This window comes from Rufibacter roseolus, assembly GCF_017916365.1.
Lineage (GTDB): Bacteria > Bacteroidota > Bacteroidia > Cytophagales > Hymenobacteraceae > Nibribacter > Nibribacter roseolus.
In genome coordinates this window covers 89,517-107,388 of sequence record NZ_JAFMSU010000001.1, presented here as the reverse complement: position 1 = coordinate 107,388, position 17,872 = coordinate 89,517, and the positions used below count along the sequence as shown (strand labels likewise).

The 17,872-nt window shown below is 51.5% G+C and carries 17 protein-coding genes; 9 read left to right on the top strand and 8 right to left on the bottom strand.

What is annotated here, in order from left to right; translation table 11 throughout:
• Positions 1–60 precede the first annotated feature (60 nt).
• Complete coding sequence (locus J3P35_RS00460; protein ID WP_210462046.1) at positions 61–1,542, bottom strand: OmpP1/FadL family transporter; 1,482 nt, start codon at positions 1,540–1,542, stop codon at positions 61–63.
• A 20-nt stretch (positions 1,543–1,562) separates the two neighbouring features.
• Entirely contained in the window at positions 1,563–2,648 is a 1,086-nt protein-coding gene (locus J3P35_RS22150; protein ID WP_210462044.1) for a hypothetical protein, read from the bottom strand.
• Between the two features lie 200 nt (positions 2,649–2,848).
• Between J3P35_RS22150 and proS the strand changes: the two genes are divergently transcribed.
• Positions 2,849–4,327, top strand: coding sequence for a proline--tRNA ligase (gene proS / locus J3P35_RS00450; RefSeq protein WP_210462041.1), 1,479 nt, complete (start codon positions 2,849–2,851; stop codon positions 4,325–4,327).
• 408 nt (positions 4,328–4,735) lie between these two features.
• Entirely contained in the window at positions 4,736–5,317 is a 582-nt protein-coding gene (locus J3P35_RS00445) for an LOG family protein (RefSeq protein WP_210462039.1), read from the top strand.
• 193 nt (positions 5,318–5,510) lie between these two features.
• On the opposite strand, the gene hemH is transcribed toward J3P35_RS00445, so the two are convergent.
• Positions 5,511–6,539, bottom strand: coding sequence for a ferrochelatase (gene hemH / locus J3P35_RS00440; RefSeq protein ID WP_210462037.1), 1,029 nt, complete (start codon positions 6,537–6,539; stop codon positions 5,511–5,513).
• Between the two features lie 530 nt (positions 6,540–7,069).
• Here hemH and era point away from each other — a divergent pair.
• The 5 genes from era to J3P35_RS00415 all read left to right on the top strand — a co-directional run bounded on the left by era (position 7,070) and on the right by J3P35_RS00415 (position 10,602).
• Complete coding sequence (era, locus tag J3P35_RS00435; RefSeq protein ID WP_210462036.1) at positions 7,070–7,960, top strand: GTPase Era; 891 nt, start codon at positions 7,070–7,072, stop codon at positions 7,958–7,960.
• 343 nt (positions 7,961–8,303) lie between these two features.
• Positions 8,304–9,617 carry a ribosome biogenesis GTPase Der gene (gene der, locus J3P35_RS00430; protein WP_210462034.1) on the top strand — a complete coding sequence of 438 codons (1,314 nt, stop codon included), beginning with the start codon at positions 8,304–8,306 and terminating at the stop codon, positions 9,615–9,617.
• 73 nt (positions 9,618–9,690) lie between these two features.
• A complete protein-coding gene (locus J3P35_RS00425) occupies positions 9,691–9,906 on the top strand; it encodes a hypothetical protein (protein ID WP_210462031.1) in 216 nt (71 codons plus the stop codon).
• Positions 9,907–10,162: 256 nt separating this feature from the next.
• Positions 10,163–10,357 (top strand): hypothetical protein, encoded by a 195-nt coding sequence (locus J3P35_RS00420; RefSeq protein WP_210462029.1) that lies wholly within the window; start codon positions 10,163–10,165, stop codon positions 10,355–10,357.
• Between the two features lie 50 nt (positions 10,358–10,407).
• On the top strand, positions 10,408–10,602 hold the full coding sequence (locus J3P35_RS00415; protein WP_210462027.1) for a hypothetical protein: 195 nt from the start codon (positions 10,408–10,410) through the stop codon (positions 10,600–10,602).
• 159 nt (positions 10,603–10,761) lie between these two features.
• On the opposite strand, the gene J3P35_RS00410 is transcribed toward J3P35_RS00415, so the two are convergent.
• The 5 genes from J3P35_RS00410 to J3P35_RS00390 form a co-directional block, all read right to left on the bottom strand.
• Positions 10,762–11,331: a hypothetical protein gene (locus J3P35_RS00410; RefSeq protein ID WP_210464014.1), complete on the bottom strand. Its 570-nt coding sequence runs from the start codon at positions 11,329–11,331 to the stop codon at positions 10,762–10,764.
• Positions 11,332–11,481: 150 nt separating this feature from the next.
• Positions 11,482–12,288: an N-acetylmuramic acid 6-phosphate etherase gene (gene murQ / locus J3P35_RS00405; RefSeq protein WP_210462025.1), complete on the bottom strand. Its 807-nt coding sequence runs from the start codon at positions 12,286–12,288 to the stop codon at positions 11,482–11,484.
• Positions 12,285–13,136: a BadF/BadG/BcrA/BcrD ATPase family protein gene (locus J3P35_RS00400; protein ID WP_210462023.1), complete on the bottom strand. Its 852-nt coding sequence runs from the start codon at positions 13,134–13,136 to the stop codon at positions 12,285–12,287. The genes murQ and J3P35_RS00400 overlap by 4 nt, the downstream gene beginning before the upstream one ends.
• A 54-nt stretch (positions 13,137–13,190) precedes the next feature.
• A complete protein-coding gene (locus J3P35_RS00395; RefSeq protein WP_210462021.1) occupies positions 13,191–13,421 on the bottom strand; it encodes a cytochrome b5 domain-containing protein in 231 nt (76 codons plus the stop codon).
• 597 nt (positions 13,422–14,018) lie between these two features.
• A complete protein-coding gene (locus J3P35_RS00390; RefSeq protein ID WP_210462019.1) occupies positions 14,019–15,167 on the bottom strand; it encodes a formimidoylglutamase in 1,149 nt (382 codons plus the stop codon).
• A 154-nt stretch (positions 15,168–15,321) separates the two neighbouring features.
• On the opposite strand from J3P35_RS00390, the gene J3P35_RS00385 reads away from it, so the two are divergent.
• Positions 15,322–17,088, top strand: a complete 1,767-nt coding sequence (locus J3P35_RS00385; protein ID WP_210462017.1) for an AMP-dependent synthetase/ligase — start codon at positions 15,322–15,324, stop codon at positions 17,086–17,088.
• Positions 17,089–17,373: 285 nt separating this feature from the next.
• Complete coding sequence (locus tag J3P35_RS00380; RefSeq protein WP_210462015.1) at positions 17,374–17,808, top strand: MarR family winged helix-turn-helix transcriptional regulator; 435 nt, start codon at positions 17,374–17,376, stop codon at positions 17,806–17,808.
• Positions 17,809–17,872: the final 64 nt, after the last annotated feature.

The following is a 17,872-nucleotide window of genomic DNA, read 5'->3' as shown; positions in this document are numbered from 1 at the left end:
ATAAAAGAAAGGGCTCTCCTGTATCAGGAGAGCCCTTTCTTTTATAGGCTTGAAACATTATTAGAAGTTCCAGCCAACAGTAGCGATAAAGTTGGTATTTGAAATTTTATTAGTAACAGTTGGCACCGTTAAGTTGTAGAACTCTGAGTTCTGATCATTCACCTCCAGGTTGGTGTAAGGCGAGTACACGCTGTTGTATTTGCTGTACACCAGGGCACCGTCAATAAAGAAGTTGTTTTGCCTGATCCCGAAACCACCGGTATAGTAAGACCGGGCCTGATCTACGTCACTGTTTTTGAACGGATCTCCGTACAGGGCATAGCCGGCTCTCACCCTGAAGATGTTGAACCGAGCCTCGGCACCTAAGCGGTAGTTCATGGCTTTATCATACACATTCTTGATGGTCTGGTTCTCGTTCTGGAAAGAATCATCAGAGTCCAGGCGGGCGTTGCTGTAGTCTACGTACTCCACATCAGCAGTGATGAAACCGTTTTTACCCAGGAAGAACGCTGCCCCACCGCTGGCTCTGAAAGGAGTGGTAAGGCTGTACTCGTACTCACCCGGATCGGTGGAGAAGTATTGGTTCAGCGATGCGCCGTCTTCCGGAGCCTGGTTGAAGTTCACGGTGAGGCTGGTATTATACCGGTCTGTTAACGTGTACCAGGTAGGCGTCTGCACCGAGAAGCCTAAACGCAAGGCATCACTCGGCCGGTAGATGGCGCCTACCCGCAGGCTCAAACCAGATCCTTCGGTGGTTAGGTCATCGCGCAGGCTCAGGTCTGTGATGTCAGTGGCTGGGCCTTCCTCAGAGTACGTTCTGGTTTGCTTGAAACGCAGGGTGGTCAAGCCCAGAGACGCGCCCACAAAGATCTTGTCTCTAAAGCTGGCGCCGTAGGCAAAGTCCCACTGGTTCTGCGAGCCTGTGGTCTGGATGTTCTCCTGAAAGGCGTTTGTCTCTACCCAGTTAGGATAATAATATCCCTGCGCATCCTGGTCAATGAGGTACGTCTCATAGGCCAGTTCCTGGAGTGAATTGGTGTTCAGGCCAAAGGCATTCGCTCGTTGGGCTGCATACTCGCCAAACTTCAGGTTCTGCTCAGGGCCGGTAGCCCGGTAGAAACTACGCTGGTTGAAGTTGTTCTGTCTGGTGAAACCAATCCCGAAAGAGCTGGAACGCCAGTCACCTTCCTCGTCATCGGCTTTGCGGGTAGAGAATACCGCCGAGAAGCCTGGGATATTGAGGTTGTTTCGGCTGTTGGTGGCCTGTGAACCATAGACCGTGCTGTTGACCTCGTTCACGTTCACCCCGGCAGATACTGTGATCTCAGAACGTCTGAAAAGACCTAAACCAGCGGGGTTGGTGGAAAAAGAACCGGCATCACCGCCCAAGGCCACGTTGGCACCGCCAATGCCCATAGAGCGGGCAGTGCCGCCAAATTCAGTACGGGAATAACGGAGAGCATCTACCTCATTCTGGGCAAAGCTCTTCCCGGCACTGCCTAGCAAAGCCAGGCAGGCCAAAAGAAAGCTATATCGTTTCATGTAGTTAAAGAGAAGGGGGATTAATTTCTGCCTCTGCGACCACCGCCACCAGAGCTGCTTCCGCCGCCACCAGAAGAACCAGAGGAGGATGAACGGGAAGGCTCATAAGAAGGGCTTGGGTCATAAGAGCGGGTACGGGTTTCTGTTTGTCTTTGAACCGGAGCAGGTGTGTAGTCAACTGAGCGTTGGCGTCTGGTTGGCTGTACGCCTTCAGAGCTTCCGGAGCTGGTACGCACTCTTCTTTCCTGAGACGAAACGCCTATCTCCTGTGACTGAGTGCCGGTTGGCATCTGTCTGCGGCGTGGCTGTACAGTTCCGTCTGCGTTGGTTACACTGTTACGGGAAGAAGACCGGTTTCTGTAACCTGGCTCCAGGGCCGTTACATTGCTGGATCTGTGGGTGCCTGGGGCGGCAATGCTGCCACGGCCATCACGGGAAATATTGGGGTTGCGGCCGCCTACGTTAGAACTTCTGTCATCTCTGCGTCCGTAAGCCACCCGGTTAGCGATCACCCTGCCACCGTAGAAGCTGTCATAGTATCCACCGCCGTATCTGTAAGGGTTGTAACCATAACCATAGCCATAACCAAGGCCATATCCCCAAGGGTTATAATATCGGCCAAAGCCCAGACCTATACCGATAGAGAGACCAGGGGTTGGCCAGAAAGGATCATACATAGCCATGCTTGCCATACTTGGTCCGTAGAACGGATCATAGAAAGGATCCATCCAAGGGTTCATCATCACGGCTCTGGAGTAGTAGCGGCCGGGATAATAGAACGGAGCCTGGTAAGCGTAGTACGGGTTCCCGAACGGCGCGTCATAGTAAGAGTACTGGTAAGGCGTGCTGTTGCGGCGGTTCTGGGCATAAGACTCAGGGTCGCTCACGCGCTCGGTGATGTCCCGGTCAGCGTCATCCACTCCTGCGGCGTCTGCCTCGCTCACCTCTTGCTCCTGCGCCACAGGCTCAACGTAGGTTACTTTGTCTGAAGAGGAAAAATACACGTCATCTGCCTCGCTGGTCTGCAGATTGGATGACGTGCTACACCCGGCCGCCAGGAAGCCCAGCAGCGGCAGTATGAGCAGTTTATTTGTATAATATTTCATTGGAGTATAGTTGTTGGTAATGGATGCTAGATCAATTCACGAGCCCAAACAAGAGTATCCGGTTCGCCAACGTTTCTATTCGGATATATTAACGTATTTTTGAGCCGAAAAGGTATGGATTCGCCCAAGAAATAAAGCAAAATCTATGCCGCGTTATTTAAGAATCGCTATATATTTCTTCTCTATCAAAGATACAAAAAATGAGCAAAGGGTTGCCTAAACGAAGTGAGGATTATTCTCTCTGGTATAATGAGTTAGTGAAACGGGCCGGGCTGGCCGAAAACTCGGCGGTGCGCGGGTGCATGGTCATAAAACCGTATGGGTACGCCATCTGGGAAAAGATGCAACGGGTGTTAGATGACATGTTTAAAGCTACTGGACACTCCAACGCCTATTTTCCCCTATTCGTGCCCAAAAGTTTGTTTGAGGCCGAAGAACAGAACGCCGAGGGTTTCGCCAAAGAATGCGCCGTAGTTACCCACTACCGCCTGCAAACTGACCCAGACAAACCCGGCAAACTGCGCGTTGACCCCAACGCCAAACTGGAGGAAGAACTGATTGTTCGGCCAACTTCTGAGGCCATCATCTGGAGCACCTACAAAGGCTGGATCCAAAGCTACCGCGATCTGCCTTTGCTTATCAACCAGTGGGCGAACGTCGTGCGCTGGGAAATGCGGACCCGTCTGTTTTTGCGTACCGCCGAGTTCCTGTGGCAGGAAGGCCACACCGCCCACGCCACCGCCCAGGAGGCTATTGCCGAGACCGAGCAAATGCTGCACGTTTACGCTGACTTCGCGGAAAACTTCCTAGCCTTGCCGGTGATCAGGGGAAAGAAAACGCCCAACGAGCGCTTCGCCGGAGCCTTGGATACCTACTGCATTGAAGGCTTGATGCAAGACGGCAAAGCCCTGCAAGCCGGTACGTCCCACTTCCTGGGCCAGAACTTCGCGCAGGCGTTTGACGTGAAATTCGCCACTAAGGAAGGCGGACTGGAGCACGTATGGGGAACTTCCTGGGGCGTGAGTACCCGTCTGATGGGTGCCCTGGTGATGGCGCACTCTGATGACGAAGGTCTGGTGCTGCCGCCAAAGCTGGCGCCTATCCAGGTGGTGATTGTGCCTATCTACAAAGGCGAGGAGCAGCTGGCACAGATCTCCGAGAAGGTGCTTGGCCTGAAAAAGCAACTGGAGGCCAAAGGCATCTCCGTGAAATACGATGACCGCGACACCGAGCGCCCGGGCTTCAAGTTCGCCGAGTGGGAGTTGAAGGGCGTTCCGGTTCGCATCGCCATCGGAGGCCGTGACCTAGAGAACGGCACCGCCGAAGTGGCCCGCCGCGACACCAAAGAAAAAGGCTCGCAAGCTTTTGATGACCTGGTGAACACCATCCCAGCCCTACTGGATGAAATTCAGGCCAACATCTTCCAACGTGCCCTGGACTTCAGAGAAGCCAACACCACCAAAGTTGATACTTACGACGAATTCAAGCGCATCCTGGACGAAAAGCCAGGCTTTGTATTAGCCCACTGGGACGGTACCCCTGAGACCGAGGAACGCATCAAGGAAGAAACCAAAGCCACCATCCGCTGCATCGCCCTGGATTCACCAGAGGAAGAAGGCGTGGACATGGTAACCGGTAAATCTTCCAGCAGACGCGTGTACTTCGCCAGAGCGTACTAAGATTTGAAGATTTGGGAATGTGGAGTTGTGAAAATGTCTCTCATTTTGACTAGGATAAAAAACGGGAGCCACTTACGCGGCTCCCGTTTTGTTTTGGGTCTGTTTTCTGGGAATTAAATCAAAAACGTAGCGTCGTTACACCGTAACGACGTGTCTCTATGAAACGGGAATGTCTCTCCCGGGTCAACCTTAAATCATTGCCAAGTAATCGTTGCGAGGGGATGGGTTTGTTTACACCAACTGTCGCTTCGTTGAAACACGTCGTTACGGTGTAACGACGCTACAGATCTAGCAAAAGCGGTAGAGCGTGTGATTTTGGCCTGTTTCCGGGAAAATAGCCCCAAAACAAAGCCGTGAAAATCGGGGCTTTCGTACTTTTACCGCTACAAACCTTTAAGTCAGTAGATCATGAAAAGCATCGCTATTTTCTGTGGAGCCAGCAGCGGCCACAATCCTGTTTACCGAGAAGCTGCCCAAGCATTAGGAACTTTGTTCGCGGAGAAAGGCATCCGGCTGGTATATGGTGGCGGAAAGGTAGGGTTGATGGGCGTGATTGCCGATGCCGTTTTAGCCGGAGGCGGCGAAGTAGTGGGCGTAATCCCGCAAAGCCTGGTAGACATGGAGGTGGCGCATACCGGCCTCACCCAACTGCATGTGGTGCAAACCATGCACGAGCGCAAGGCTTTGATGGCCGCTGAGTCAGATGCGTTTGTGGCCATGCCCGGCGGTTTCGGGACGTTTGATGAGTTCTGCGAAATCGTGACCTGGAACCAACTCAAAATCATCCAGAAGCCGGCCGCGTTGTACAACGTGAACGGCTACTTCAATCCATTCCTGCAGATGATGGATCACAGCGTCACAGAAGGTTTTGTAAAGGCCGAGCAGCGCAACAACATCATCATCGCTGATAAGGGCGATGTCTTACTAGACCAAATCCTCAACCATTCACCCGTGATTACTGAGAAATGGGTGGATTTCAAGCGTATCTAGAAGCAGGACTTTTTGGATTATAATGATTTTCAGGATTTAGCTGATACGAGACTTCTGCCTGGAGGCAGAAGTCTCGTATCAGCTAAAAATAAGAAGGCGTTTGGGAGCTGTTTTTACATAAACAGCCCCAAACGCCTCTTTCTTTAATTAATAACCTAATCCTGAAAATTATTCTAATCCAGAAAATCCTGCTCTAGGCTTCCAGCACCATCTGCGTCACGGCATTGATCCAGATGGGATGCGTATTGCAGCTCTCCACCAGTTGCCAGTGCTCTCCGCCAGCCGCCTCAAATTCCTCCTTGAATTCCTTTCCTACCTCAATGGTAGTTTCCAGACAGTCGGCCACAAAGGCGGGGCTGAACGCCAGCACGCTTTTCACGCCGGCAGCGGCCAGGTCTTTCAAGATAAAATCGGTGTAGGGTTGCAGCCACGGATCTTTTCCTAAACGGGATTGGAAAGAGACGGTGTACTTGTCTTCGGGGATGTTCAGGGCTTTGGCCAATTGCCGCGAGGTCTCAAAACACTGGGCCCGGTAGCAGTAGCGGTTACGGCTGTGGTACGTGTTGCAGCAGGCACCTAGCTGGCAATAGCCTTTGGTGCTGGCCTTCAAAATCTGGCGCTCGGGCAGACCGTGGTAGCTGAACACGAAATGGTCATAGTCGCGCTTGGCCATGTGCTCGCGGGCGATCTCGGCGAAGGTACCAATAAAGCCAGGATGGTTGCAGAACGTGCTGATGAACCTGATATCGGGAATCACTTCCCACTTGCTCACAATCTCCATCACCTTCTCCTGTACAGATCCGGTACTGGCCGAGGCGTACTGCGGGAACAGCGGCAACACCACAATGCGGTCCACCACTTTCTCCTGCAACTCCCTTAGCGCCTTCTCAATGCTGGGACTCTGGTACCGCATGCCAAACGCCACGTGGTAATCCTTGCCCAGTTTCTCCTGCACCATCCGCTGTAGGTCCAAGCCGTGGAATAGCAATGGCGAGCCGCGCTCGGTCCATAACTGAGCATAGATCTTCGCCGATTTTGGGGCCCGGAAAGGGGCAATTACGCCGTTCACCAGCATGTATCTGTTAGGCGCCGCAATGTCCAGCACCCGTTTGTCTAATAAGAATTCGCGCAGGTATTTGCGCACGTGCGGTACGCTGGGAGAGTCCGGCGTGCCGAGGTTCACTAATAATACTCCTGTTTTGCCAGTGGCTCCACTTTTCATACGCTTTCAATTGAGCTGCAAAGATACGGATTTGAGAAGCAGTTGGCACGGGCCAAAGGCATGATATGCATCATTTTCCTATAGATAATAACAATGTCTTATAGAGACGACTACTTCTGTTTCAAGGTTGTTTTCTGGGAAACAAGCCTAAAGCTGATAAGCGGATAGGACAGGAAAATGTTTTAACTCTTCTTTGAGAATAAAGCAGACTTCACTTTCCCAAAAACACATTCCTCCGCTGGCGCGAGCTTCCAGCTCGTGTCCGCACGCGTTCCTGATCCTCTTTTTCAGAACAATAATATTCCGGAACAATCAACAGGGGTAATCCCGCAACGCGTGCGGACACGAGCTGGAAGCTCGCGCCAGCGGAGGCCAGGAAGACCTTTGATATTTTTCTGAGCTGTTTTCCAGAAAACAGCTACAAAACGTAAGCCGGGTTACTGCGTACCTAAAAGACAGACTTTTAGCTCCTGAGGGAGAACTCGTTAAAAAGCCGTACCTTTGCAAACTATTTTAAAAAGGAGGTGAAAATGGCAGAGAAGCCGCACAAAGCAGGGTTTGTAAGCATCATAGGCAAGCCTAACGTAGGCAAGTCCACGTTGATGAACGTGATGGTAGGCGAGAAACTCTCCATCATCACCTCTAAAGCCCAAACTACCCGCCACCGCATCATGGGTATCCTCAACTCAGAGGATTTCCAGATTGTGTACTCAGACACGCCCGGCATCATTCAGCCGCAGTATGAGCTGCATGAGTCTATGATGCGCTTTGTACACGCTTCCCTGGAAGACGCCGATGTGATCTTGTTCGTGACTGATATCTACGAAAAGCACGATGAGAGCGAGGTGGTAGAGCGGCTGCGCAAAGCCAAAGCGCCCATTCTGCTGCTCATTAACAAGATTGACCAGGCCAACCAGGAAGAGGTAGTCGCTAAAATAGAATACTGGAAAGAGCAGTTGCCGGCACAGGAATACCTGCCCATCTCGGCGCTGCACAGCCAGGGTACGGAGGGGGTGTTCCAGAAAATTCTGGACTTGCTGCCCGAGCATCCGGCGTATTATCCCAAAGATGAACTAACCGACAAGCCTGAGCGTTTCTTTGCGGCTGAGATGATAAGGGAGAAAATTTTTCTCAACTACAAAAAAGAAATCCCTTACAGTTGCGAGGTGGTGATTGAGGAGTTCAAGGAAGATGACGACATCATCAGAATGCGTGCCGAGATCAGCGTGGAGCGCAAAAGTCAGAAAGGCATTGTGATTGGTGACAAAGGCGCCGCGCTCAAGAAAGTAGGCACCCAGGCCCGTATAGACATGGAAGAGTTCTTCCAGAAGAAAGTGTTCCTGGATCTCTACGTACGCGTGAACGAGAACTGGCGCGCCGACAAACGCCTCCTGGACCGTTTCGGCTATAACAGCATTTAGATTTGAAAATTTGGAGATGTGAAAATGTGCAAATTTTTCATTGTACACATGTTTATATCTCCTTTCTGTCATCCTGAAAGGATCTTGGTAGCAAACGGTAGAATGGTTAATCAAAGCCATTCTAGTTCGCCTACAAGATCTTTCCAAGATGACAAAGAGAAGAAAGCGTAAATTAAGTAGTTGCGGTTGGAGAGAAGCTAAGAGCTGATCAATTAACAACCAAACACTAATAACTAAATACCAACAATTCCCTAGCGGCGCCACGGAGGCGATACCGCAGGTTTAACCCGCGTTTTGGGAGCGATTCCCGAAAAGGAGCCTCAAAACGCACATTCCAATTGATATGGCACAAAATACAATCGCCATTGTAGGACGCCCCAACGTGGGCAAATCAACCCTGTTTAACCGTCTGGTAGGTCAGCGCAAAGCCATCATGGACAACGTGAGCGGCGTTACCCGTGACCGGCATTATGGCCACGGCGAGTGGACAGGCAAATATTTCACTGTCATTGACACCGGCGGATACGTGCACGGGTCAGATGACATTTTTGAGGAGGAAATCCGGAAGCAGGTGGAACTGGCCATCAAAGAGGCCGATGTGATTCTGTTCATGGTAGACGTGGAGGCAGGCCTCACCGGTCTGGACGAGGAGTTCGCCAACGTGCTGCGCCGCACCGATAAGCCCGTGTACATTGTGGCCAACAAAGCCGATACGCACGCCCGCGGTCACTTGTCTGGGGAATTTTACGCGTTGGGTTTTGAGAACGAGATCTTCCCGGTTTCCAGCCAGAACGGCTCGGGTACCGGTGAATTGCTGGATGCCGTAGTATCCCATTTCCCCGAGGAAGGCATTGAGAACCCCGAGGCTGGTATTCCGCGCATTGCCGTGGTAGGTAGACCAAACGTAGGTAAATCGTCGTTCGTGAACCTGCTGCTGGGCGAGGACCGCAACATCGTGACCGATATCGCCGGTACCACCCGTGACTCTATCCACTCGCACTACAACGCCTACGGCAAAGAGTTCATCATTGTGGATACCGCCGGGCTCCGGAAGAAAAGCAAAGTGCACGAAGACATAGAGTTTTACTCTGTGCTGCGGTCAGTGCGGGCATTGGAGGAAAGCGACATTGTGATTGTGATGCTGGATGCTACCCGTGGTCTGGAAGCCCAGGACATGAACATCATCGGGCTAGCCGATAAAAACCGCAAAGGATTGGTGATTCTGGTGAACAAGTGGGACCTGGTGGAGAAAGAAACCAACACCATGCGTGACATGGAGAACGCCATCCGGGAGAAGATCGCGCCTATCGCGTACCCACCCATCGTGTTTATCTCCGTGCTGAACAAGCAGCGCGTGCACAAGGCCATTGAAACCGCCATAGACGTGTATGAAAACCGCTCCATGAAGATCCCAACCTCCAAGCTGAATGATGCCATGCTGAAGGAGATTGAGCGCTATCCGCCGCCATCCATCAAAGGCAAGTTTGTGAAGATCAAATATGTGACGCAGTTGCCCACGCACACACCTACGTTCGCGTTTTTCTGCAACCTGCCGCAGTATATCAAAGAGTCTTACACACGCTACCTGGAGAATCGTCTGCGCGAGCATTTTGGTTTTGAGGGCGTGCCCGTTAACTTAGTATTCAGAAAGAAATAGGCGGCTACTGCCTGTTTCTTTCTACCCGCGACATACCTACTACTACCTAACCCTGTATTATTAACCTTTATCTATGAGGACTATTTTATCGTTTGTGGCAGCAGCAGCTTTGTTGTCTTTCTCTGCCTGTGAATCAAAAGAAGCACAGGAAACCGCCGCCCCGTCTTCCGCTACCATGGAAGATGCCACCCATGCCACAGATGTTGCCGAGACCACCGCAGCGCCCGTGGATACTGCCGGGCTAAGCACTGATTCTCTGGCTACAGATTCTCTGTCAGACGGAAACTAAGTACCAGTTTCACATAACCTTATTTGCAAAGGCGCGGGCCACTCCTGTTGAATTTCAGGAAGGGTCTGCGCCTTTGTTCGTTTAAAAGAATGTGATTGCATTGTTCTTATATCAGGTCTTGAAAATATATCCATTTTCCCATACATGCGTACATATGCCCAAGAAGCATAAAGCTTTCTGTGTAAGCCGCTCATTTGCTGTGCGCTAGAAAGAAAGAGTGCTTAGAAGAGATTATCCGTTCAGACAAAATAAAACTATGAAAAAGACATTGGTTCTGTTTGCTTTCTTGGGTGGCCTGGTGAGTTTCTCCGCCTGCGATTCTAAGAAGGAAAATAACATGGAAGATCAAGCAGAAAAAGTAGAAACCCATGCCGAGATGGCCGGAGACACTACTTTGGCCCGACAAGCCAGACAAGCCAAGGATAGTATTGATCAGGTAGATCCAGAATAAGGCAAACCTGATCTCGCACCGCACATTAGCCCTACACACAAAATAAAACTATGAAAAAGACATTCTTAATGGTGGCCATGGCCGCTGGTATGATGACCTTCGCTTCCTGTGATTCTGCCAAAGAAAACCAGGTTGAAGACCAAACAGAAAAAACCGAGGACATTCAAGACGACGCTGACAACTCCGGACCAGAGGAAGCTGCCGAGGAGCGGGAAGACAGCGTTGACGCTGCGGATCCAAACTAAGTTCTTCCGTAAGAACAAACAAAAAGAGACGGTGCCGATTGGTGCCGTCTCTTTTTGTTTATGCCTCATGAGGACCGATAAAGGAAGATCGTTTACAAGGTTTCCTTACTGGGAAGCAGATGTGTTTAGGGCCTGTTTTACAGAAAACGGCGCAGAAACTCAGGCACCCAGCCGGCGTTGGATCATGCTGTCTACCACGTTGAAGAGTTGCGGCGGCGCCAGGGTGCGCCATGGAATTTTGTCCAGGTTACCGCCAAAGTTGATGTAATAGTCCAGGTGGTACTGCTGCATCTCCTGCACCACAAACTCCTGAAACCCGATGGCCGCAATCCAGCCTTCCTCCACTTCCTCAAACCACTCCTCGTAGTAAGAATCATCTGAGCCATGGAAATTAAAGACGTTCTCCCCAATGAGGATGTAGTGGTTGATGCCCTCCCCAATCATCAAGTCCAGCACGTTTCGCTTCAGGGTCATGATGTCATTGTTGAGCGTATCGTTCCACTCGCCAATGAGCTCTATCACGGCGTAGTTGTCATGGTAGTCAACGTACAGTATTTTGATGAAGAGCGTCTCAGAATCAATGTCGTCCCACTGCGGGTGGATGTAGTACCCGTAGATGGTGTGCGTGTATTCGTTCTCGTTGTTCTCGGCGCCATACAGCGGCGAGCGTTCGTCTTCGGAGGCAGAGTACGCCTCTATCCAGTTATAGAAAGGTTCAATGGTGTGCATGGCAATAGTGAATGACTGCAGAATTGCATAACGCAGAAACTCTTTAGATGGATGGCAGAACGGCATAAAAAAAGATCCGCCGGTCACGGGCGGATCTTCCTGGATTTGTTTCAGGGCCATTTTGCAGAAAACAGCCCCTAAACAGAAATCCTAGTGCTCAGCCGCCGAGGTGATGGCCGACCGCACGCTGCCGTGCAGCTCCAGTAGCTCCTTGGCTTTCTCTTCAGAGATATTCAGTTCATCCATGATCATGCGTACACCACGGTCTACCAGTTTGTGGTTCGTGAGCTGCATGTCTACCATCTTGTTGCCTTTCACACGGCCCAGCTGGATCATGGTGGAGGTGGTGAGCATGTTCAGGGCCAGTTTCTGGGCGGTACCGGCTTTCATGCGGGTGCTGCCGGTCAGGAACTCGGGGCCGGTCACTACCTCTACCGGGAACTTGGCCACGGCGGCCACTTTGCTGTCGGCGTTGCAGACAATGCAGCCCGTAGTGATGCCGCGCTCGTTGCAGGCCTGCAGGCCGCCAATCACGTAAGGGGTTCGGCCCGAGGCCGCGATGCCCACTACCACGTCTTTCTCGTTCACGCCGTACGCGTCCAGGTCAATGATGGCCTGCTGGTCGTCGTCCTCGGCAAACTCCACGGCTTTCCGGATGGCTTTGTCGCCGCCGGCCATGATCCCGATGACCAGATCAAACGGCACCCCAAACGTAGGTGGGCACTCAGACGCATCTACCACGCCCAAACGGCCGCTGGTACCCGCGCCAATGTAAAACAGGCGGCCGCCTTCTTTCAGTTTAGCCACCGTGGCCTTCACCAGTTTCTCCAGCTGCGGAATGGCTTTCTCCACCGCCAAAGGCACGGTTTTGTCTTCTTTGTTGATGTTGGTGAGGAGTTCCTGCACGCTCATCTGCTCTAGATGATCGTAGTTAGATGCGGTTTCAGTAGTACTCATGCGGTTATTTTCTGTTGGTGGTACAGGCTCAGGCCTTCAATTGGACTCTCTAATATCTGACCTACGTTAATCTGGTGCTCTTTGGCTACCGTGCGCAGGATGTCTGCGAAGTAGAAAGCGATGGAGCCCACAAAATGGGTTTCCTTCTGCTGGTAATCTGGGTACTTCATCACGGTCTTCCGGAAGAAATCACTAAAGCACTGGCAAATCAGCCCGTAGATAAACGGGTGCTGCCGGTGGTCTGACAGGAATCGGGCATAAGTGGCCATATAGCGGTTAGGGTACGGCTGACGGTACACGTGGTCCACAATCTCGTCTCGGTTGGTGTTATAGCGGGCCATGAACAGCTCATGCACATCCTGGGGTAGTTCCTGGTTCAGGAACGCCTGTACCAGCAGTTTGCCCATGTAGCCGCCGCTGCCCTCGTCGCCCAAGATAAAGCCCAGGTTGGGCACGTTCTGCACAATCTTCTCGCCATCATAGAGGCAGGAGTTGGAGCCGGTCCCCAAGATGCAGGCGATACCTTCTTTCTGGCCGCAAAGCGCGCGGGCTGCCGCCTCCAGGTCATGGTGCACATGCACCTGGGCGGCAGGATAAATCTCCCGCAGCGCCGATGCCACTACTTCCTGTTTGTCTTTGGCGCTGCAACCGGCCCCGTAGAAGTAAATCTCCCGGGGAGTTTGGCCAGCTAGTTGCGCTAAAAGGCTGTCCTTCAGAGCCACCAGGATTTCCTGGGTATTCTGGTAATACGGATTAATGCCCGGAGTATGGGCCTGGGCTTTGACGCCTTCGTGGTCTAGTAAACGCCAGGCGGTCTTGGTAGAGCCGCTGTCAGCAATAAGGATCATAAAAGTTGGATCAGGAACTAAGGTCAAATCTCTGAAAAACCGCTCAAAACAGAGCTATTTTTTTAAGATTCCGATGACGGAAAACTTATCGAACACATACTCAGTGTGGGGCGCGTCCTTCAGTTCCTCGGTGAGGTCCTGCCCGGCCCAGTGCTCATAATGGTTCCCCCGCCGCCATAACCTAGACTTGGTCACGTCATAGATCTCGCCCTTGTAAGCCACCCAGATCTCGTCCCGGTCCTGTCCGTTCCTAAGGGCTAACTGCGCGCGGGTGTATTCTTGCATGGGTTTAATGTGCTAATGGGTTAATGTGCTGATGTGCTAAGATGAGTAATGTGGTAATTAGAAAATGTGAGGATGTGTGAATTATTAATTATGGATGTTCAGTAGTGCTAATTGTTTTCCTTTTTAAGGCAGTTTTCTGAAAATTGGCTGGAAACGTCTTTTGCTTTACGCTAGTAGTTTCTCAGTTCTAGTACTTATTTAAATTCCTTAACACACCCTTCTTTCCCTTCCCTCTTTTGTCATCTCTCTCTTTGTCATCCTGGAAGGATCTTGTGGGCGAACTGTAATGCTGCTGGCTATGCACAAAAGGCTCCTTTTGGGAGTGCTCCTTAGAAAGCCGGCTAAATAATCTATTGTTTCATTGCAGCGGCCTACCTAGTTTGCCCACAAGATCCTTCCAGGATGACAAAGTGGGAAAGGGTATTGGCCAGGATGAACGTTGCTAGCACAGGCCTTAGGTACTGGTATTAAGGTCTTGTCGGTTCATAATGCCAGTTCCATAAACAAAATGCTTGCTCCTTGAAATAGCACATCAGCAAATTAACCCATCAGCACATTTCCAAAATTAGCACATCAGCACATTAAGTCATTAGCACATTAAAGCCTCGCCTGCATTACAATCCATCTATTCGGGACTTCGCCGTCAGCGGCGGTGAGGTAGTCCTGGTAGCTGCAGGGCACGATGAGGGACGGGCGCCGGCCCGATAGGTCGTCTACCTGCATCCACCATTTCTCAGTCTGCCGGTTTTTGAAGAAGTACATCTTGTTGGGGTTGTCATGGAAACCCACCGAGAACCGCAGGAACTGGTTGCTGTGGAAGTCCAGCGTGCCCTGCCGTTGGTAGAAGCCTTCAATGCTGTACCAGACCATAGTAGCCAGGGTGATAGCCGTAAGGGAGCGGTGGTCAAACTCAGGGCGGTATCCGTAGAAACCCAGCGAGCTGAGTTGGTCGTTCTGGCCGGCGTACCAGCACAGTTGGCAGGCCTCCTCGCCCGTGAGCCCGAAGGGATTGGCAACGGCCTGGCCGGGCGCATCCTGGTGCCGGATGGCGGAAACGTCAAAGCTGATCAGGTCGGCTTGCCGGATGATGGGTTCCATCTCCTGCATCTGCTGGCGTACCTGGCCAAGACGGTACAGTTCAAAATGGAGTTTTTCAAAGGCGGCCAGTGTGGTAGTATCCGTGAGATAGGTCTGGTGACCTATATGGCTGAACCCAAAAAGGTAGTTAGGGTCATGCAGGAGTATGCGGTGCAGGTGATGTTGGTCCGGAGCGGTATCTTCTACATGGGCCATATCGGGTTGGCTGTCTATCATCACCAGGTTCACCGTTTTAGACAAATGCTCATACCCCAGGAACTGGCCGTAGGTGAGGTCATGCGAGCCACCCAGCAGGATAGGGAACTTGCCGGCGTCTACCAGAATCTCAATAACTTCTTTCAGGCGCAGGTACGTGTCTTCCAGGTGGATGCCCGGCAGCAGGTTGCCCAAATCCATGACCAGCCAGGAGCCGGATCCTTTCATGAGGCGGTACAGTTCCTGCCTTATAAGGTTGGGACCCTGGTAAGTGAGGTCCGTAGCGTTGGAGGTGCCGCGGTACTCCGGTAAGCCAATGAGCACCACCTCGGCAGAGCGCCAGTCTGGGAAAGAGTGGATAAAAGGAGCCAGGTAACCACCTACGGTTTTAGGGGCGTCTGCCTCCCCGAAGAGTTCTTCCGGAAGAGGTTCAAAGAATATGGAAAGGTTCATGCATTACGTGTGGCAAAAATCAAATTTAGGTATTTATAAGCCAGCAGGAACAAGCATTTTTAACAATTCGGTTAAAGAGGCTCGGCCATATTTTGTTTTTTTTAAATGATTTTGCGTTATATTAACCGACTATTCCACTTAGAAAGAAGAATCTATGAAGGTGACCCGGGTTTTTGATTTACTGACCAACCAGTTAGAACAGTTCCCGCAACCAGACTGTCTGGCCGCAAAAATCAACGGAGAATGGGTGAAGTACAGTACCCAGCAAGTATTGGAAACGGCTAACAAGTTGAGCCTGGCCCTGATCAAGTCTGGAATCAGGAAAGACGACAAGGTGGCGCTTATCTCCATGAACCGCCCGGAGTGGACTTTCGCCGATTACGGCATCCAGCAGACCGGCGCGGTGAGCGTGCCCCTGTACCCTACCATTACGGTGGAGGATTACCGCTATATCCTGAAGGATTCTGAGACCAAACTCATCCTGGTTTCCACTGAGGACCTCTATAACAAGGTCAAAGAAGCCGTGTCTGACCTGCCCGAGGTGCAGCAGATCTACACCTTTGACCACGTGCCCGGCGCCAAACATTGGTCTGAGTTATTGAAACTCGCCGAGGGCGAGGACCCAGCTACGTTGGAGCCTTACAAAGCAGACGTAAGACCAACAGATCTGCTTTCTATTATTTACACCTCCGGTACAACCGGTGCCCCTAAAGGCGTGATGCTGTCGCACAACAACCTGGTGAGCAACTTCACCAACGTGAAGCCCTTTGTGCCGGTAAACCAGGAGCACCGCGCCTTGAGCTTCTTGCCGCTCTGCCACATCTATGAACGCATGGTGTCCTGCATTTACTTCTCGGTGGGCGTGTCTATCTACTTTGCCGAGAGTATTGAAAAAGTAGGCGATAATCTCAAGGAAGTGAAGCCGCACATCTTTGTGACCGTGCCGCGTCTGCTGGAAAAAGTCTATGACAAGATTGTGGCCAAAGGCGGCGAGCTGACCGGCGTGAAGAAAGGCCTGTTCTTCTGGGCGCTGGCCTTAGGGCAGAAATACGACACCCGTACCTCGCCGGGCTTCTTCTATGATACCCAGTTGAAATTAGCCCGCAAGCTGATCTTCTCCAAGTGGCAGGAAGCGCTAGGCGGAAACGTGAAAGTGATTGTGTCTGGTGGGGCTGCCTTGCAACCACGGTTGGCGCGCGTGTTCTGGGGCGCCAACATCCGCATCATGGAAGGCTACGGCCTTACTGAGACATCGCCGGTAATTGCCGTGAACCGCTACGAACCTGAAAACAACGTGATCGGCACCGTTGGTCCGGCTATCAACAACGTGGAAATAAAGATTGCCGAAGACGGTGAGATTTTGACCCGTTCTGAGAGCGTGATGGTAGGCTACTACAAGCGCCCAGACCTCACCGCTGAGGTGATTGACCCCGATGGCTGGTTCCATACCGGCGACATAGGCGAACTGGTGGAGGGCAAGTTCCTCAAAATCACCGACCGCAAGAAGGAGATGTTCAAGACCTCGGGCGGTAAGTACATCGCACCGCAGCTGATTGAGAACAAACTGAAGGAGTCTCTGGTGGTAGAGCAGGTGATGGTGGTAGGCGAGGGAGAGAAATTCCCGGCCGCGCTCATCGTGCCCGCCTTTGAAGGCTTGCAGGAGTGGTGCCGCATCCACAGCATCCCGTATACTACCAACGAAGAAATGGTGAAGAAGCCTGAGATCATTGCCAAGTTCCAGAAGGAGATAGACAAAGCGAATGAGCACTTGGCGCAGTACGAGAAGATTAAGAAGTTTGTGCTGCTGCCTAAGCTCTGGAGCGTGGAAACCGGCGAGATGACGCCTAAACTCAGCATCAAGCGTAAGGTCATCACCAACAATTACCGGAGCTTAATTGAAAGCCTGTACCGCACGGCATAGGTCAGAATAAAACAGAAGAGGAGACCCCTAACCGGGTCTCCTCTTCTGTTTTTAAGCCAAGCTGTTTTGGCCTTGTTTTTCAGAAAGTAGCGTATAAATGGAGTTCTGCAAAAGAGGCAGAACCTTTGTTCGTTATCAAAGTGGCAACGCACTGAATCATCTTTTGCCACAACCGAATTCTAGTAAAGGATGCCGTTTGATCTTTTAACAGTTTGAAAATTTTTTAGTTTATAGTATGCAAGCATAACATTTTTTTCTAAATTTGGTAAGAGACAGAAACACCACATGAAAGCAAACGAGACGGTAGACTATAACATCAAGGTATGTTGGCACGCCATCGCGCGCATGTACAATACCCAGGCGGTGAAGAATGACATTACCACCTCTATAGGGTTTGTGCTGCTCAATATAGATCCCGAAAAAGGAACGCCGGCCACCAAGATTGCGCCTTTGCTGGGGCTGGAGGCCAGAAGCCTCACCCGCATCCTCAAAAGCATGGAGGAGAAAGGCCTCATCTACAAGGTAGCCGATGAGCAGGACAAGCGGTCGGTGCGGATTCTGCTCACCGAGCTGGGCCTGGAGAAGCGCGAAGTGAGTCGGATCACCGTGCGGCGGTTCAACCAGAAGGTACGTGAGGTAATCCCCGAGAGCCAGTTGCAGGTGTTCTTCCAGGTGGTAGGCCAGATCAACAACCTCATAGAGTCTAAGAAAGTGTTCTAAGGCTGGGAGGCAGAGAAAGAGCTTTCTGTTTTGCGCCTGTTTTCCGGGAAAAAGACCTAAAGCA

Coding starts and splice junctions, on each gene's coding strand:
- J3P35_RS00420 (WP_210462029.1), top strand. CDS start 10,163: ATGAAAAAGACATTGGTTCTGTTTGCTTTCTTGGGTGGCCTGGTGAGT.
- J3P35_RS22150 (WP_210462044.1), bottom strand. CDS start 2,648: ATGAAATATTATACAAATAAACTGCTCATACTGCCGCTGCTGGGCTTC.
- J3P35_RS00445 (WP_210462039.1), top strand. CDS start 4,736: ATGAAAAGCATCGCTATTTTCTGTGGAGCCAGCAGCGGCCACAATCCT.
- J3P35_RS00390 (WP_210462019.1), bottom strand. CDS start 15,167: ATGAACCTTTCCATATTCTTTGAACCTCTTCCGGAAGAACTCTTCGGG.
- J3P35_RS00415 (WP_210462027.1), top strand. CDS start 10,408: ATGAAAAAGACATTCTTAATGGTGGCCATGGCCGCTGGTATGATGACC.
- J3P35_RS00385 (WP_210462017.1), top strand. CDS start 15,322: ATGAAGGTGACCCGGGTTTTTGATTTACTGACCAACCAGTTAGAACAG.
- era (WP_210462036.1), top strand. CDS start 7,070: ATGGCAGAGAAGCCGCACAAAGCAGGGTTTGTAAGCATCATAGGCAAG.
- J3P35_RS00400 (WP_210462023.1), bottom strand. CDS start 13,136: ATGATCCTTATTGCTGACAGCGGCTCTACCAAGACCGCCTGGCGTTTA.
- J3P35_RS00395 (WP_210462021.1), bottom strand. CDS start 13,421: ATGCAAGAATACACCCGCGCGCAGTTAGCCCTTAGGAACGGACAGGAC.
- proS (WP_210462041.1), top strand. CDS start 2,849: ATGAGCAAAGGGTTGCCTAAACGAAGTGAGGATTATTCTCTCTGGTAT.
- J3P35_RS00410 (WP_210464014.1), bottom strand. CDS start 11,331: ATGCACACCATTGAACCTTTCTATAACTGGATAGAGGCGTACTCTGCC.
- J3P35_RS00425 (WP_210462031.1), top strand. CDS start 9,691: ATGAGGACTATTTTATCGTTTGTGGCAGCAGCAGCTTTGTTGTCTTTC.
- J3P35_RS00380 (WP_210462015.1), top strand. CDS start 17,374: ATGAAAGCAAACGAGACGGTAGACTATAACATCAAGGTATGTTGGCAC.
- J3P35_RS00460 (WP_210462046.1), bottom strand. CDS start 1,542: ATGAAACGATATAGCTTTCTTTTGGCCTGCCTGGCTTTGCTAGGCAGT.
- hemH (WP_210462037.1), bottom strand. CDS start 6,539: ATGAAAAGTGGAGCCACTGGCAAAACAGGAGTATTATTAGTGAACCTC.
- murQ (WP_210462025.1), bottom strand. CDS start 12,288: ATGAGTACTACTGAAACCGCATCTAACTACGATCATCTAGAGCAGATG.
- der (WP_210462034.1), top strand. CDS start 8,304: ATGGCACAAAATACAATCGCCATTGTAGGACGCCCCAACGTGGGCAAA.